The following is a 15186-nucleotide window of genomic DNA, read 5'->3' as shown; positions in this document are numbered from 1 at the left end:
ATTATTGTAATGATGGCTGAATTAGGGTTGTCTTATCTTTTGGCAGAAAAATTTAATTATTATCTTTTGGATATGATGTTTTACGTCGGATTATTTTCTTCTGTCTTCTTTATCTTTTTTTCAAGCACTGGTGGTCTTCCCACAAATTATAGTGAGATTAGGATAGCTTTAAGCTATACAGGAATAAAAAACAATTATAAGTTTAAAAGAACATTTGGTTCTTTAAGTGTAAACTGTTTTGTATTAGGTTCTGTTCTATTCTTCTTTGTTGGCTTTATGGTTGCTTTCAGTATTTAGGTATCATCATATCACGAGGGAAGTTGTAATAAGTAGTCAGGTGTGCGTTTCTACAACAAAGTGGGGACGTTTTGGAGGAAGAATAAAAAGACAAATTTAATAATTGCACTGTGAAAGTTGTACTTAAACAAACGGCCAGACTAAGGTAGGAAGATAGGAGAGGATTCACATGTCCGAATTTTTTGTAAATATATTTCAAATCAGAGATACTTCATTTAATATTGGATTAAAGCTCGGCAAGTATTTACAAAATAAACCACTGTTAAAAGTCTTGGATTCAATAACAAGACCAGAGATAGACTATGAAAACATGAAAACCATTTATTCGGCCTTAGCACCGCATTTAATTGAAGAGTTAGATGGGCTAGCTAATGGATTAGAGATTTCCTCCAAGAAGTCTGCTTCTTTGCTCAGCGGTTATGATGTCCCAATGACTGAAGCTATGGGTTGTTCTGCAATTATAACAAAAGATTATTATGTGAGGAATTATGATTTTTCTCCAGCCCTTTATGATGGGATATTTAGCTTGGTTCAATCTGAGGAAGCCTTTGCAACAGCAGGATATAATCTTCAAGTTTTAGGAAGGCATGATGGAATTAACGAAAAAGGTTTAGTAGCGGGATTGCACTTTGTGAGTAATAATAGTTATTCAAAAGGAATATCTCCATGGACTGCGATTAGGATGGTTTTGGATATGTGTTCTTCAGTTGATGAGGCAATTCAAATGTTGAAAGAAATCCCTCATGCAGCGTGTTATAATTTTTCACTTGGTGATAAAAATGACAATATGGCCGTTGTTGAAGCGAGCCCAGAGAAAGTAATGGTAAGGCTTGGACAATCATCATTATCTTGTGTCAATCATTTTCAGGACGAGATGCTACAAAATAAGAACAGAGTGTCTATTGACGGTTCGGTTAAACGTAATCGTTATCTTCAAGAAATTTCAAATAAAAATCTCACACATGAAGAAATGTTTGATGAATTTAAGGATAAAAATTCACCATTATTTTTTACTGATTATGAAAACCTATTTGGAACCCTTCATACGTTATCATACTCTTATCAAAATTCAAGAATCATAACTACCATTGCGCAAAGTGAACATGTCTTGGATTTTAATTTTCAAGATTGGGTTGATGGTGAAAATGTAGAAGAACAAATGTTAAGAGGGATAATAGATTAAATTTTATATACTATTTTTGTGTCCTACTCTTTTCCTGACCAAGTAAACGCATTTTTTCTTTGAAAAACCAGCGGAACGAATGCTTATTTCGATGTGTCAATAATCCAATAATTCTCGTTTCTGTTCTATTATTCTTTTTCCTTCGGCTCTACTCCCCGTTGCTGTCTAGACTTTTTCAATTCTAGCAGAATCAAATCTAGTTGAAACGAAATAAACGCTAATGCTCCAATAACACCCCCAATTAGGCTTCCAGAAAATTCGTGAAGAATAAATCCCACTAATGTACCTACGAATATGTAAAGCAAAATCATAAGATCACCTCTCTTTTTAGTGTAACTTATCATGAAATATTTGGAAATGAAAAATTGCTATTTTCCTTTGAATTGGATTAAATGATTTATATTAGTCAATTTTGGAACTGTTGCACAATTTATGAGGGTATAGAAAATACTTCAATTTAGGCTCTTTTCTCAAACACTGTTGCAATTGAACAAAAAATATTTATAAAGCAATGGAAAAAAGTGCTACTCATTCTATCCATCGCACCCCCAGTATCAAACAGAATGGCCGGCATTAAGGACATTCCACAACCACAATCAGTGAGAAAAATATCATTGAAACAAAATATTGCCTCAAATACGTCGTTCCTATTTGCCCTAGAACGAGTTTTTATGGAATAATTTTATCATTAAGCGGATGTAGCTTTCCGCCAATTGAATCTAGATTGAAAAGAGGTAACTAAATGAGTAAAAGCACAAAGAAAGAAAGCACCATACGAGTTAAAAAATTGACACGAGCAATAGCCATTATTATCGGGGCATTTATAACCGCATATGGACTAGAAGCAATATTAATTCCAAATAATGTATCAGATGGCGGCGTGACAGGTCTAAGTATCGTCGGTTCTGAATTAACTGGATTACCATTAGGGATTCTCATCTCGATACTGAACATTCCATTCGTATTCTTAGGATATAAACAAATTGGAAAGAGCTTTGCTATTTACTCCGTAATTGGGATTGCTTCATTAGCGTACGGAACTAGCGTTATGCACCATATACCGACCATTATTCAAGGAGATACGTTGCTTGTAACCGTTGTGGGAGGGATTATCATAGGTTTTGGCATGGGATTAGCCTTAAGAAATGGTGGTGCATTAGATGGGATTGATATGCTTGCCGTATTACTTTCCCGCAAATTGCCCTTTGGAACAAGTGATCTCATTTTATTCCTAAACTTATTTGTGTTCATTGTTGTTTCAACAGTATTTGGTCTTCAAGGAGCTTTCTTATCAGGGATTGCTTATTTTGTTGCTTCAAAGGTGATTCACACGGTTGAAGAAGGTTTGAGTGGTTCTAAAACCTTCAAAATTATCACCAGCGAACCCGAGTTAATGGTTGAAACGATTCGTGACCGCTTAGGTCGTACTGCAACATATAATCTAGTCGAAGGCGGTTATACAAATGAAAAATTCAAAGAAATTACTTGTATTATTAACCGTTTAGAAGACAGTAAAATGAAAGAAATTATTAATGAAATAGACAAACATGCTTTTGTCGCTGTGTATGATGTTGCTGAAGTTAAGGGCGGCAACTTCAGCAAGAAAGATATTCATTAATTAAATTTCGTATAAAGGCGCTTTTCTCAAACATGGTTGCTTTTGAATAAATGATAAAAAGCAACCATGTTTTTATATATCAAATAGGTAGGTGTCAGATTGGAGCATTTAATAGATTTTGTTGAATCTCTTAGAAGTAAAAAGGTGAAAGTGATAGAAATCCCTAAATGGGGAGTGTATTTGAGAAAACTATGGGAGGACAGTTTTGCCAATCATCTTAGTGAGCAAGTAAAGAAATCTATTTATCTTTATGATGAAGATGGTTGTTGTGGATACTTATGGCATGTATTTAGTTATGAAAAAAAGAACTGCTTGAAAGAAAAAGAAGCTGACACAGCATTTTATCATGTGCCCAAACAGTCATGCTATATTTTTTATCAGCATGTCGATGATGCTTATATCCTTGAAAATGCTTCATCCTTAACTGCCGATGATGTTATGAATGAAGAGGATGTTTATATAGTAGACAAGGAATTTAACGGATTTCCGAAAAAAGTCTCCCATACTCAAGGAATGTGAAGGGCGCAGCCAAATAGGAGGTGAATTGATATGACTAAGCAAAACAAAGCTTTCAAATTCCGTTTATTGCCGAACAAAAAACAAGAAGTGTTATTATCAAAGACTTTTGGTTGTGTCCGTTTTGTCTACAACAAAATGTTAGCAGAACGCAAGCAAACTTATGAAAAGTTCAAAAATGATAGAGAAAAACTAAAGGAACAAAAGTTTCCGACTCCAGCAAAATATAAAGAAGAATTCCCATTCCTAAGAGAAGTGGATTCATTAGCCTTAGCGAACGCACAACTCAATCTGCAAAACGCTTATAAAAACTTCTTTGAAGTCAATGCTGAATTTCCAAATTTCAAGAATCGTAAGACAAAGCAATCCTATACAACGAATCGAGTAAACGGAAATATTGAATTGCAAGACGGTCATATCAAATTACCTAAACTAAAATTAGTCAAAATCAAACAACATAGGGAAATTCCTGAAAACTACAGGTTGAAATCATGTACAATTTCTAAAACAAAATCAGGAAAATACTATGTATCTGTACGAACAGAATACGAAAAAGATATAAAGCCCAAAGCCGTAGAGCATGTTGTTGGATTAGATTTTGCTATGTCTGAATTATACGTAAGCAGCGAGAATGAGAAAGCCAATTATCCTCGCTATTATCGTGTTATGTCAGAGAAGTTAGCAAAAGCTGGGCGTATTTTATCCAAGCGTAAGAAAGGTTCTGCACGTTGGAACAAGCAACGCTTAGTAGTCGCTAAGTTACATGAAAAGGTAGTGAACCAACGCATGAATTTCCTTCACCATAAGTCAAAAGAATTAGCTTCTAACTTCGATGCCGTCGTGATTGAGGACTTGAACATGAAAGGAATGTCACAGGCCCTTCACTTTGGAAAAAGTGTTCACGATAATGGTTGGGGCATGTTCACCACTTTTTTAGCATACAAACTAAAAGAACAAGGAAAACAACTGTGAAAATTGACAAGTGGTTTCCTTCCACTAAGAAGTGTTCTTGTTGTGGTGCAGAAAAACCTATGAAACTATCTGAACGTACCTACCTTTGTTCATGTGGTTACGTGGCGACACAAATAATTCATTACCGTTAAACACAACTTATTTAAAAAACAGCTGCTATAAGCAACTGTTTTTTAATGGGATTCTAGCGTATCTTAGAGCGATTCTTCCACGATTTCAACTATAGTCTGTGCTAGGTTCGTCATTTCCAGGCCATCTTCACTTTGGTCGCAGGAGGTCCATTCATAGCTCCGCTCACCATCGTTTATCCAAACATTTAATTCATACATGTCGTAGGATTTATCTTTACAGGAGTTGGATAAGCTTTTCGGTTGAAGGTAGTTCGCATAGACCATTTGTTTATATATCCGGTTCATTTGGTCTGTTGATAATTGAAAATCACTGATGTTCATCGTTTCACCGTTTGGCAAGTCCTTCGTCAAAACCTGTTCTTTCGTATCAATCTCGTTTTTCTTATCTTCACCATATTTTAATTCGAAAGCGAAATAGTCTTGCTGTTCTACATCATGGGATATGTATAATAATTCACCCATATATTCTTTCGGACAGCCTTCAAGCGTATATTTCGTTTCCGTGTCTGATTCTTGTTTTTGAATACTTTTACATTTGTATGAAGTTACTTCTCCCTGCCCGAACTTATCCTCCGTAGTATCATATGTCAAGGTTAATGTGGTTCCATCGAAATCCAAGTCATGATAAATCGGATCTCCCTCAATCGTGTACCGTATTAATCTGACCTTATCCTTAGATTTTGCTTGAACTCTTTCAACGAAGGAATCTAATCTTTCCATATTCTCCACTTGGCCATGCCTATCTATGACTTCATTATGACTAGCCTTGTTCGGCTCAGTATATGACGGAGAAAATTTTCCACCTTTCCCACAACCGCCAAAAAGAAGAATGCATATGGCAAGAGCAACAAATAAAAGCGGTCTTTTCTTCAAAATAAATCACATCCTTTACTACATAGACGTACCGATTCCTTTTATGGTTACAATTGCCATATTGGAGAGGATATTTTGAAACCTTTTCCATACGAAATCGTATAACTAAGTAGCTGATTACATATCGGAGGTGTTTTCGTTGCAGAATGAAGTGGAGCATTTAAAGACTATGGTTAGAGAAATGAAGGATGCCGTTGATGAGCAGACTGCGAAGAAGCTTAATCTAGATAAATGCGAACGATTGATTGATCGGCTAAGTTCCTTTTCAGATAGCTGCATGGAATGCAAACAAAAACTTCTTGAGCTGAAGTCACATTTTTCTGATCTTCAAGAGAGGTTGGATCTGCTGCAAACGGACACCTTGAAACCTCATAATAAAGTTATCAATCAGATTGCCTCACATCTGCAAAAGCGGCATAAGCTTGTGGCAGAGGGAACTTATCTAGCTATCTACATGTCGTTCGGACTAAGTATGGGCGTCGTGTTTGGATTAACGATTTTTGATAATATTGGTTTTGGAATGTCAATAGGACTGAGTATAGGTTTGGCGATTGGCGCAGCTCTGGATGCAGATGCGAAGAAAAAAGGAAATACGATTTAGGCTTAAATCGTGGAAGCGGCACATCTGTTACGATGGCTGTTATGATCCACCATATTCCTACAATAGCAAATAGGACTTTCGGTTGGAGCACGTGAAATGCTATGGTGCGAGAACGAAATGAATAGGATGATAGTAAACCGTACTCCTATGGAAAAGGTACGGTTTTTCTAGTGGGAAAATAGATTCTTGGAAGGAAGATTTTTAATGGGAAAATATTATGTTTCAACAAACGGTTCTGAATCATGGAAAGCTCTATTAGCAAATCCAGAAAAACAATGGAAAGCAGGATATTCGGCTTATGAGCTCGCACATTGCTGGGAAGGAGCTAGGAATCTACCATCATGTGTTGAAAGAGTTTTTAAGCAATGCCAAATTCCTGTGTTTCATGATGTGGAAATATTGTACGCATTTCCTGAGTATAAGGTTGCATTGCCTGGAGGGGGTGCCGGTTCGCAAAACGATCTCTATCTTATGGCAAAATCAGGTGATGAACTGCTGACGATCATGGTTGAAGGAAAGGTTTCGGAGCCTTTTGGTGAAACAGTTGAGGCATGGTTAGGTGTACGACCAAGTGATGGCAAGAAAAAGCGGCTCGAATTCTTGCTCAATCTCCTCAATTTGGAAGAGAAAACGATTAAAAACAAAAGGTATCAACTGCTCCATCGAACCGCATCAGCTTTGCTCGAGGCGAGAAAAGTGAATGCGAATCATGCACTTATGCTTGTCCATTCGTTTAGTGAGACAGGGGAATGGTTTGAGGATTATCGTGATTTTGTCAAATTATTTGAACTATCTGCCAAAAAGAATGAAATCGTCGGTCCAATCCTACTTGATGGGATTCATGTATATTTTGCATGGGTCACTGGGGAGAAACAAAAATGATCCGAGTTCTGCTCTAACTATGAAAGAATCAATCTTTCAAAATACGAGTTGCTAAATAAGAAAAGGGGTCAAATCATTTTTCATCAATTTTTAAATACATATTGAGGTGTAACATGAAGCTATTTTTCAAATTATGTGCAGGATTGCTCTTAGCTTTTGCACTTACTGGATGTTTTGGAGAAGACTATGATGTGGGCGTACCCACAGCTCATTTAGATTTGGATCTTACCTCTGTTCAATTAACAGAAGCAAATGTTAGTTGGAAGACAGCTAGTGAAGATGTACAGCAAAAGATTGAAGATGTGGAAGAATTCGCAGCATCACTGGATGAAATCATTGTGTTCTCAGGACAAAAGAGTTACTTGAATTTTAAAGAGAACGAAAACAATGGGGGCGATATTTGGACGGACCAAAAGATAACCGCAGCCCTCTTACAAGATGACAAACGAATCGAACTTGATTTAGACGACTCTCGAGAGTTTCAGTTTCCTAAGACGAGGGGGCATTATATTTTAGAAGTGGTATTTACGAATTCAGCTGGTAGTGCTCAGTATGTGGGGAATGTGGTCATAAAGTAGAATAAAGTCAACATATGCTAAAGTTAATTTAGTGGGTGGTATAGAGGAAAAGGGCAGGAAAAACTCCCGAAGAAAATATCACTATTGCTTAAGCTTATTGCGATAATACTACTATTATTACCTCCAATTCTAAGTAACGTAATGAACTGACAGTAGTGTGGATTAATACAAAAAGGGAAAATTCCTAATAGATAGGAGTTTCCCTTTTTTATTTCGGAACATCTAATTGGTTCATTAGCGTCGCCGTTATCGAATTGAGTTAGATATACCGCCTAGAAGATTATGGTATACTTTTTCTTGAAGAGTTTACAACAAAATGCGACATATATAACGAGAGGCGAACGGAATGAACTTACAGGAAAAAATTGATGAGGCATACCCACGGTACTACGATTACGAGGGTAATATTACGAAGGAACAGTGGCAGGAAATGCTTCAGAACCCTAGTGTTTTTTATGAGAGTAATATTGAACATCTAAAATGTATTTATACCTTTGAAAATCACGCAGCGACTTGTAAGGAAGTAAGTGAAAAGCTGGGAAATACGCCTAATCACTATATTGGCTTAGCGAATGCTTTAGCAAAGAGAATCGTAAAGAAGATGGAAATTAAGAATCTACCAACTAAGGACGACAGTGAGGCTGATGTCTATTGGTATATTCTTTTTTATGGGCAAGAGGTAAATAATCATTTTGAATGGAAGCTTCGACCAGAACTGGCGAAGGCATTAAAGGAGCTCTATCCCGATTTGGAATATCCGGAACCAGTCATTTTTACGAAGCTGAAGGATGTAGCTGCCTCGGTATGGCTGGCAACTGGACTATTGACATATGAAACTTTTAAAAGAACCGAAAATCCGAAAAAAGAAATGCTTTATTTCAAACAAAGTGACATTCAGAAAAAGGCACAACAACTGTGTAGGCAAAATGTGGATAACGCCAGAATCTCACAATGGTGTAATGCGGATCATGATAATCATACATATAAATACCTTCGAGAAGGAGAAGATACGACGAGACGGATCTCCTTCCATGGTGAGTTCAATGGGTTCAAAGAGCAGCCGAATCTTGATTTAGAAAATCACGTGCAGACTTCCTTTGGGATTAAGACGGTGGAAGAGATGAAGAAATTTGTGCAAACGGATTACACGGCGCTTTGGGTTCAAGAAGAGACAAATGTAGGTGGAGATGCTTTGATGAAAAATAAAAATATGATTTTATATGGGCCACCAGGAACAGGGAAGACCTATCATACGGTGACCTACGCGGTTTCAATTATTGAAAATAGACCGTTAGAAGAGGTTCAAAAAGAAGAATATGCAGCTATTTATGAAAAATATCTCTCGTATAAATCCGTAGGGAGAATAGCATTCACAACCTTCCATCAATCCTACGGATATGAGGAATTTATTGAGGGGATCAAGCCAGTGATTAACAAAGAAGAGGATGATGCCCCTTCAGAGATTCAATATGAGTATGCATCAGGGGTGTTTAAGAGATTTTGTGAAAAAGCGAAGGAAGTAAAGGTTCAAACCTCTTCTTTAAAGATTCGCGAAAACCCTGTCATCTGGAATGTTTTACTTGGTGGAACTGGCCAAACCGACTTGAAAAAGGATTGCTTCCTGAACGATTATATTAAGATTGGCTGGGCAAAAATCGAAAAGACCGTGACCGACGAAACAGAAGGGATCAATCAGAGCGAGAGAAGAATTCTATTAAACTTCCAGGAAGAAATGCAAGAAGGGGACATTGTTTTTATTCAAAAAAATAATACTTCGATTGATGGGATCGGTGTCATTGCAGGTCCTTATGAATACGACGAAACAGCCGAAAAATATCCTAGAACACGGAAAGTTCAGTGGATTAAGACTGACATCGATGAGAAAGTATATGAAATGAACAAACAGACTAAGCTAGACCGAAAAACTGTCTATCCACTTCGCAATATAGATCTTAAAAAGGGTATGGCACTAGTCGAAAAATACGCTCAGAGTGATGATCTTAATATAGAAGAAAACCAGGATCCTTACGTCTTCATCATCGATGAAATCAACCGTGGCAACATATCCAAAATCTTCGGAGAGTTAATTACCTTGATTGAATCGACGAAGCGATTAGGGGAAGACGAAGCCGCAACCGCGATTCTTCCGTATACAAGCCATGAATTTGGTGTGCCGAAAAATGTCTATATTCTTGGTACGATGAACACTGCGGATCGCTCGATTTCTTTGATGGATACGGCCCTTAGAAGAAGATTTCACTTCATTGAAATGATGCCAGACGAAAACATTTTAACGAAATTAGGCATCGGGGATGTTGAGGGTATTGATGTACCGAAAATGTTGAGGACGATAAATGACCGGATCGAGTATTTATATGATCGTGAGCATACGATTGGTCACTCCTATTTCACCTCTTTAGCTAAGAATCCGACATTAGAAAATCTCGCTGGAATCTTCTTGAATGCGATTCTTCCGCTGCTACAAGAATATTTTTATGAGGATTATCGTAAAATTCAGCTCGTCTTAGGAGATAACGCCAAGGAGAATCCCGATCATAAATTCATTCTAGATCAGGACATAAAGGTAAGGGAAGTCTTCAAAGGAAATCCAGATATTGACGACTTGCCTGAAACAAAGTATGCGATTCAAAAGAGTGCTTTCTACCAGCCAGAAAGCTATAAATTAATCTATTAAAGTGGTGACATGATGGACAAGCGGTTGGAAGTTCGAGAGTTTGAGTCCATAACCTGTAATGAAGATTATAAGGACAAGGACGATCCTCATTACAAATACTTAAATCAAAAGACGTTCGAAGAACTTGAAAGTTTCATCCTAGCATTTAGTGAACATGAACAAGCAGAAGCGATGGACTTTCTGAAAATTAGCGTACGGCGACATGTAGGCAAGGTCATTCAGGCAAGGAACTACGTTGGTCTTATCCAAATGAAGAATGGATTTCAGATTCAAATTCTTCCGAAGGTCTCTTCTAGTGAAGTGGAGGATACGAAAAAGACGTTCCTCCAGATGCTAAGAAGCATGAAGGACTTTCCGAGTAAGGTTTTCAATGAAGCCCACTTGAAAATTGATAAAATGAATCTCTATGAAATCTTCATAAATATGTACATCCAAGAAGTTCGTAACCTGATGAAAAAGGGATTGCGTTCGGTCTATCTGCCTGTGCAGGACAACCTAAATTACTATAAAGGGAAGCTAAATGTTGGCGAGCATATTAAGAGAAATCTGATCCACAAAGAACGATTCTATGTAGGATATGATGAATTTGACATCAATCGGCCGGAGAATCGATTAATTAAATCTACGCTATTAAAATTACAAAAACTATCAAGCAGTACAGCGAATTTGAAAGAAATTAGGCAGTTACTCCTGCACTTTGAAATGGTGAAGCCTTCCAGTAATTATACGAGAGACTTTTCACTCGTTGTCATTGACCGAAATACAGAGGATTACGAGGCGCTCATGCAGTGGTCAAAGGTATTCCTCTTAAATCAGAGCTTTACCACATTCTCGGGAAATACGACCGCTAGAGCACTCCTTTTTCCAATGGAAAAAGTCTTTGAAGCGTATGTCGCGAAGCACTTGAAGCAAGCATTAGCAGATCTTCCATGGGAGGTCTCCACACAAGACCGGGGTTATTATTTAATTGATCAGCCGAAGAAATTTGCCTTGCGACCAGACATAGTGATCACACGTCACGGGCAAAGCCCTATCGTACTAGATACAAAATGGAAGTCTCTTACCAATCAACCACGGAAAAATTACGGCATCTCGCAAGCAGATATGTACCAAATGTATGCCTACTCAAAGAAATACAACACGAAGGAAATTTGGCTGCTCTACCCGGTGAATGAGGAAATGAAGGATTTGGATATACGCTTTGAGTCCCTTCAAGACGATGCGATTGAAACGCAGGTCCGGTTGTTTTTTGTCGATGTGGCGAATATTGAGGAAAGTCTTGCTGTGTTGAAAGAGAGGCTATCCGGTTACTAGGCAGTAGTTGTGAGCACGGGGACTCATACAAGCCCTATAATTAGAATAAGCCCTTTTTACATCGTGTTTGTCAAAGATCGAAATAGGCAATTTATTTACGAAGAATCGATCAAAAATACCAGTCTTTGAATTGAGGGCTGGTATTTCTTAAATAGCATTATGGTATTGTTCTATATGCTAAATATTAAAGATTTTAATAAAGGAAGGAAAAATGTATTTATTCTGAAATCTAAGTTTTATGCTCCTTTATCAGTCTCAATATTAGTGACAATTATGGTCGGTGTATTCTATAATTGATTTAAGAACCTGAAAAAAGGATAATATAATGGAGTTATTAGACGTAACTAATTGGAAAATTGATGAAAAGCGACAGGTATCAGGGACTCGAACGAAATTTTGGTTAATAAATCCTCAAACGGGACATCGTTATCTCTTTAAAATACCAAAAGAGAATACTGGGGAAGCTTGGGCTGAGAAGGTGGCTTCTGAAATTGGTAAAGCAATGGGACTTTCCATCATGGATGTAACTTTGGCAAAACGTGATAACATTATCGCTGTTTTAGCTAAAAACTTTGTTAACCAAAAAGAGGAGTTCTATGAAGGGGGAGACCTGTTTTTTACCATTGCAGAGGACTTCGACCGATATAACTTAAAATATTATGATTTCTTTAATATGATGAACGTCTTATCCAGATTCAACCTTGAACAGGAATTTATTCAAATCCCTGTTTTTGATGCTTTAATAGGGAATCAGGATAGACATTGTGATAATTGGGGAATAATATATGGAGAAAGTGGATATAGAATGGCTCCCATTTATGATAATGGTGCTTCTTTAGGATTTCAATTGCCAGAAGAGCGAATCAAAAGGATGCTGAGAGATAAAAAAATGTTTGATGAACACTATTAACAATACTGTACGCCAGGTTGCAGGGCAATTGGGATGTTTCTGAATAGATCCCTTGACGAGAAAGCAAAAGTCACAACTAGATCACCTCACTAGTTGTGACTTTTTTGCCCATGCTCTTCGTTAATGAAGGTTTTGAATAACTTTTTCTAGGAATTCACCCATTCGTTTAACGGTTGGCTCTGAAAAGTCAAAACTGACCCCAGTTTCTTCATAAATAGCTGCAATGGATTGATTGTAGTCCGCACCTGCTCCTTTTTTAAAGGATTCGACAGCTTGCTCAGGGTTATTCTGATAATTTTCAAGTAATTGTAAAGCACCAAGCATCGACATGGAGTATTCAATATTATAGAAAGGATATTGGAAATAATGGATGGTGCCTACCCAGCTCATCCCAATTTCTTCTTCATATCCAGAAGTATCGACAGGATTTAAGCCATAACGCTTTGAGATTTCAAAGTATTTTTCATCACGTTCTTTGGCAGTGTGCTGAGGATTCATATACATCCAATGCTGGAAAAGATCCCCTGATAATGGGCCGATTAACATGGTAAATGCCCGTCTAAGCTCTTCACGCTGTGCACTCTTAAAATCTTCTTCATCAGGATAAAAACGATCCAGCTTATCCAATAAGAGCAATTCCATTCCATGAGAGTACAGTTCAGCAATTTCTGATCGGTGTTGGTAGTCTTCAATAGGCCCGTGTTCGGAGAACTCGAGATAGCCATTCACGGCATGGCCCATTTCATGAATTAATGCGATCAGAGAGAAAAAGGATGGACTAAAGTTTGCAAAGACAAAGGTTTCCCCTGAAACAGGTAAGGATGTACAGAAACCACCAGGGCTTTTTCCTTTCCGATCTCCAAGATCTAGTAAACCATTTTCTCTCATGTAATCGAAACGATCTGCAAAATATGGGTCGGTCTTCCCTAACATCTCAGAAACGCCATCCATAAGAGTAGACACCTCTGAGTACGGTGGGTTTTTCATCAATTTAGCGGTGTTATCCCAAGGACGATAGGTATCGACACCAAGCTTGGCTTTAAAAACCTCTGCGAGTCGATTCCAAGCTGGAATAATATGTTTCTCAACATTTTCATGGAAGTCATAACAATCTTGAACCGTATACTCACGATTTTTGGCTACAAATATGTAATCCCGATAATTTTCGAAGCCTGCATTCAAAGCGATTTGATGGCGTATTTGAACGAGCTCGTCCATGATGGCATCCAATTCGGGCTTAATTGGACGAAAGGCTGAGATCATCTTGTGATAAGCTTTTTCTCTTACGGCTCTATCTAGATTGTCGAGTTGGGATTGGATAAATGGAAAAGGCTTTTCCTCCCCATCCCATTCAACAGTTAATCCTCCCATTATTTCGCTATACTTCGTGGAAAGCTCTTGTTCTTTTACTATCAATGGAATATTTTCTTCTCTGAACAAGGTAACCTTGGACTCACGAACGCGTCGCATTAAGCCATAACGCTTTTCGTCTAATTGAAGAAAAAAAGGAGACTTACAGCATTTTTCATTAAGCTTTGCTTCATACTTCAGTAAAAGTGGCTGAATGACTTGCTGATCGTGAAGGTATGTCGACTTGATATCTGCATCCTCTGTGTTCCGGTAGAAGTCGACTTCGTGACCTGTCATCGCTTCCATAATTTTTATCATTAAATTCTTTTCATCAATTAACCATTTTTCAAGGTCAGAAACGGATTCAATCGGAATATCTAGCAAACTTTGGAACTGAGCTTCTAGCCCTTCTACATCTTGTAAATCAATTAATTCTTTATAATATTTTTGACTATGATCTTGTGTCATGGATTTCATCCCTCCTAATTATCTCAATATTTATAATATCGAAACATAGTTGTTTTATCTAGTTTTTTCAAATGAAGGCCTTAGTGATGGATTCTGGAGGGAGTTCGGTCTTTCATTGGATAGATGAAGGCCCCAATTGAAATTTAAAGCAAAAAAATCCTCCAAACGGAAGATTTTTCATCTTAAATTCGGATATCTCTGCTGGCGCAATGCTTCATACACTAAGATCGCAGCAGTGTTGGAGAGGTTTAGGGAACGAACATGTTCATTCATAGGGATTTTCAGAAAATGGTCTTTATGTTTTTCGAGTAAATCCATAGGCAAGCCCGTTGTTTCTTTTCCAAACATAAAATAATAGTCCTTTGCTACATCACTGAAATCATAGGCTGAATGTGTTTTTTCACCAAACGTCTCGATAAAGAAAAATTCCCCTTCATTTTTTGCAAAGAATTCATCCAATGAATCGTAATATGTGATGTTAACAGAATCCCAGAAATCAATGCCTGCTCGTTTTAACATTTCTTCATCTGTTGAAAAGCCAAGTGGCCGGATTAAATGCAAAGCTGTATCTGTTGCGGCACAAGTAAGTGCAATATTACCAGTATTAGCTGGGATATCTGGTTGATATAGTACAACATGTATTCCCAAAAATCGTCACCTCGATCATTATTTTACCTTCTAAATTATAGCATATTTATCGGGAAGATAAATGACTTGGTTCAATCCTCATATGTTCTTCTGCAATCTGGATAGAGAAGCATGAAGCGAAAGGTCGAACCAAATTTACACTGGGAAGGA

At 37.5% G+C, this 15186-nt stretch carries 14 protein-coding genes and 1 pseudogene; 11 read left to right on the top strand and 4 right to left on the bottom strand.

What is annotated here, in order from left to right; translation table 11 throughout:
- Positions 1–12 precede the first annotated feature (12 nt).
- Together J2S07_RS04955 and J2S07_RS04950 are read left to right on the top strand one after the other, a co-directional pair.
- Positions 13–297, top strand: coding sequence for a hypothetical protein (locus J2S07_RS04955; protein WP_307149296.1), 285 nt, complete (start codon positions 13–15; stop codon positions 295–297).
- A gap of 169 nt (positions 298–466) precedes the next feature.
- Positions 467–1480, top strand: a complete 1014-nt coding sequence (locus J2S07_RS04950) for a C45 family autoproteolytic acyltransferase/hydrolase (protein ID WP_307149295.1) — start codon at positions 467–469, stop codon at positions 1478–1480.
- Between the two features lie 128 nt (positions 1481–1608).
- Here J2S07_RS04950 and J2S07_RS04945 read toward each other — a convergent pair whose 3' ends face one another.
- A complete protein-coding gene (locus J2S07_RS04945; protein WP_307149294.1) occupies positions 1609–1791 on the bottom strand; it encodes a hypothetical protein in 183 nt (60 codons plus the stop codon).
- A gap of 431 nt (positions 1792–2222) precedes the next feature.
- Between J2S07_RS04945 and J2S07_RS04940 the strand changes: the two genes are divergently transcribed.
- The 3 genes and pseudogenes from J2S07_RS04940 to J2S07_RS04930 all read left to right on the top strand — a co-directional run bounded on the left by J2S07_RS04940 (position 2223) and on the right by J2S07_RS04930 (position 4717).
- Positions 2223–3098: a YitT family protein gene (locus J2S07_RS04940; RefSeq protein ID WP_307149293.1), complete on the top strand. Its 876-nt coding sequence runs from the start codon at positions 2223–2225 to the stop codon at positions 3096–3098.
- 99 nt (positions 3099–3197) lie between these two features.
- The gene (locus tag J2S07_RS04935) at positions 3198–3617 is read left to right on the top strand and encodes a DUF4275 family protein (protein ID WP_307149292.1); all 420 of its coding nucleotides are present in this window, start codon (positions 3198–3200) and stop codon (positions 3615–3617) included.
- 30 nt (positions 3618–3647) lie between these two features.
- Positions 3648–4717: pseudogene (locus J2S07_RS04930) on the top strand (RNA-guided endonuclease TnpB family protein).
- Between the two features lie 63 nt (positions 4718–4780).
- Here the strand turns inward: J2S07_RS04930 and J2S07_RS04925 are convergent.
- A complete protein-coding gene (locus tag J2S07_RS04925) occupies positions 4781–5590 on the bottom strand; it encodes a DUF4362 domain-containing protein (protein ID WP_307149291.1) in 810 nt (269 codons plus the stop codon).
- Positions 5591–5729: 139 nt separating this feature from the next.
- Here J2S07_RS04925 and J2S07_RS04920 point away from each other — a divergent pair, with 139 nt between their 5' ends.
- The 6 genes from J2S07_RS04920 to J2S07_RS04895 all read left to right on the top strand — a co-directional run bounded on the left by J2S07_RS04920 (position 5730) and on the right by J2S07_RS04895 (position 12570).
- Complete coding sequence (locus J2S07_RS04920; RefSeq protein WP_307149290.1) at positions 5730–6191, top strand: glycine zipper domain-containing protein; 462 nt, start codon at positions 5730–5732, stop codon at positions 6189–6191.
- Between the two features lie 204 nt (positions 6192–6395).
- A complete protein-coding gene (locus tag J2S07_RS04915; RefSeq protein ID WP_307149289.1) occupies positions 6396–7073 on the top strand; it encodes a DUF6946 family protein in 678 nt (225 codons plus the stop codon).
- A 113-nt stretch (positions 7074–7186) separates the two neighbouring features.
- Entirely contained in the window at positions 7187–7651 is a 465-nt protein-coding gene (locus J2S07_RS04910; RefSeq protein ID WP_307149288.1) for a hypothetical protein, read from the top strand.
- 346 nt (positions 7652–7997) lie between these two features.
- Positions 7998–10346: a DUF8426 domain-containing protein gene (locus J2S07_RS04905; protein WP_307149287.1), complete on the top strand. Its 2349-nt coding sequence runs from the start codon at positions 7998–8000 to the stop codon at positions 10344–10346.
- Between the two features lie 12 nt (positions 10347–10358).
- Positions 10359–11660, top strand: a complete 1302-nt coding sequence (locus tag J2S07_RS04900; RefSeq protein ID WP_307149286.1) for an McrC family protein — start codon at positions 10359–10361, stop codon at positions 11658–11660.
- A gap of 325 nt (positions 11661–11985) precedes the next feature.
- Entirely contained in the window at positions 11986–12570 is a 585-nt protein-coding gene (locus J2S07_RS04895; RefSeq protein WP_307149285.1) for a HipA domain-containing protein, read from the top strand.
- 120 nt (positions 12571–12690) lie between these two features.
- Here J2S07_RS04895 and J2S07_RS04890 read toward each other — a convergent pair whose 3' ends face one another.
- Both J2S07_RS04890 and trmL read right to left on the bottom strand, forming a co-directional pair.
- The gene (locus J2S07_RS04890) at positions 12691–14388 is read right to left on the bottom strand and encodes a M3 family oligoendopeptidase (RefSeq protein WP_307149284.1); all 1698 of its coding nucleotides are present in this window, start codon (positions 14386–14388) and stop codon (positions 12691–12693) included.
- A gap of 177 nt (positions 14389–14565) precedes the next feature.
- The gene (trmL, locus tag J2S07_RS04885) at positions 14566–15036 is read right to left on the bottom strand and encodes a tRNA (uridine(34)/cytosine(34)/5-carboxymethylaminomethyluridine(34)-2'-O)-methyltransferase TrmL (RefSeq protein ID WP_307149283.1); all 471 of its coding nucleotides are present in this window, start codon (positions 15034–15036) and stop codon (positions 14566–14568) included.
- Positions 15037–15186: the final 150 nt, after the last annotated feature.

It is taken from the genome of Anoxybacillus andreesenii (assembly GCF_030813005.1).
Classification (GTDB): domain Bacteria; phylum Bacillota; class Bacilli; order Bacillales; family Cytobacillaceae; genus Robertmurraya; species Robertmurraya andreesenii.
This window is presented reverse-complemented; position numbering and strand designations above follow the sequence as displayed.

Coding starts and splice junctions, on each gene's coding strand:
- J2S07_RS04955 (WP_307149296.1), top strand. CDS start 13: ATGGCTGAATTAGGGTTGTCTTATCTTTTGGCAGAAAAATTTAATTAT.
- J2S07_RS04950 (WP_307149295.1), top strand. CDS start 467: ATGTCCGAATTTTTTGTAAATATATTTCAAATCAGAGATACTTCATTT.
- J2S07_RS04945 (WP_307149294.1), bottom strand. CDS start 1,791: ATGATTTTGCTTTACATATTCGTAGGTACATTAGTGGGATTTATTCTT.
- J2S07_RS04940 (WP_307149293.1), top strand. CDS start 2,223: ATGAGTAAAAGCACAAAGAAAGAAAGCACCATACGAGTTAAAAAATTG.
- J2S07_RS04915 (WP_307149289.1), top strand. CDS start 6,396: ATGGGAAAATATTATGTTTCAACAAACGGTTCTGAATCATGGAAAGCT.
- J2S07_RS04910 (WP_307149288.1), top strand. CDS start 7,187: ATGAAGCTATTTTTCAAATTATGTGCAGGATTGCTCTTAGCTTTTGCA.
- J2S07_RS04905 (WP_307149287.1), top strand. CDS start 7,998: ATGAACTTACAGGAAAAAATTGATGAGGCATACCCACGGTACTACGAT.
- J2S07_RS04900 (WP_307149286.1), top strand. CDS start 10,359: ATGGACAAGCGGTTGGAAGTTCGAGAGTTTGAGTCCATAACCTGTAAT.
- J2S07_RS04895 (WP_307149285.1), top strand. CDS start 11,986: ATGGAGTTATTAGACGTAACTAATTGGAAAATTGATGAAAAGCGACAG.
- J2S07_RS04890 (WP_307149284.1), bottom strand. CDS start 14,388: ATGACACAAGATCATAGTCAAAAATATTATAAAGAATTAATTGATTTA.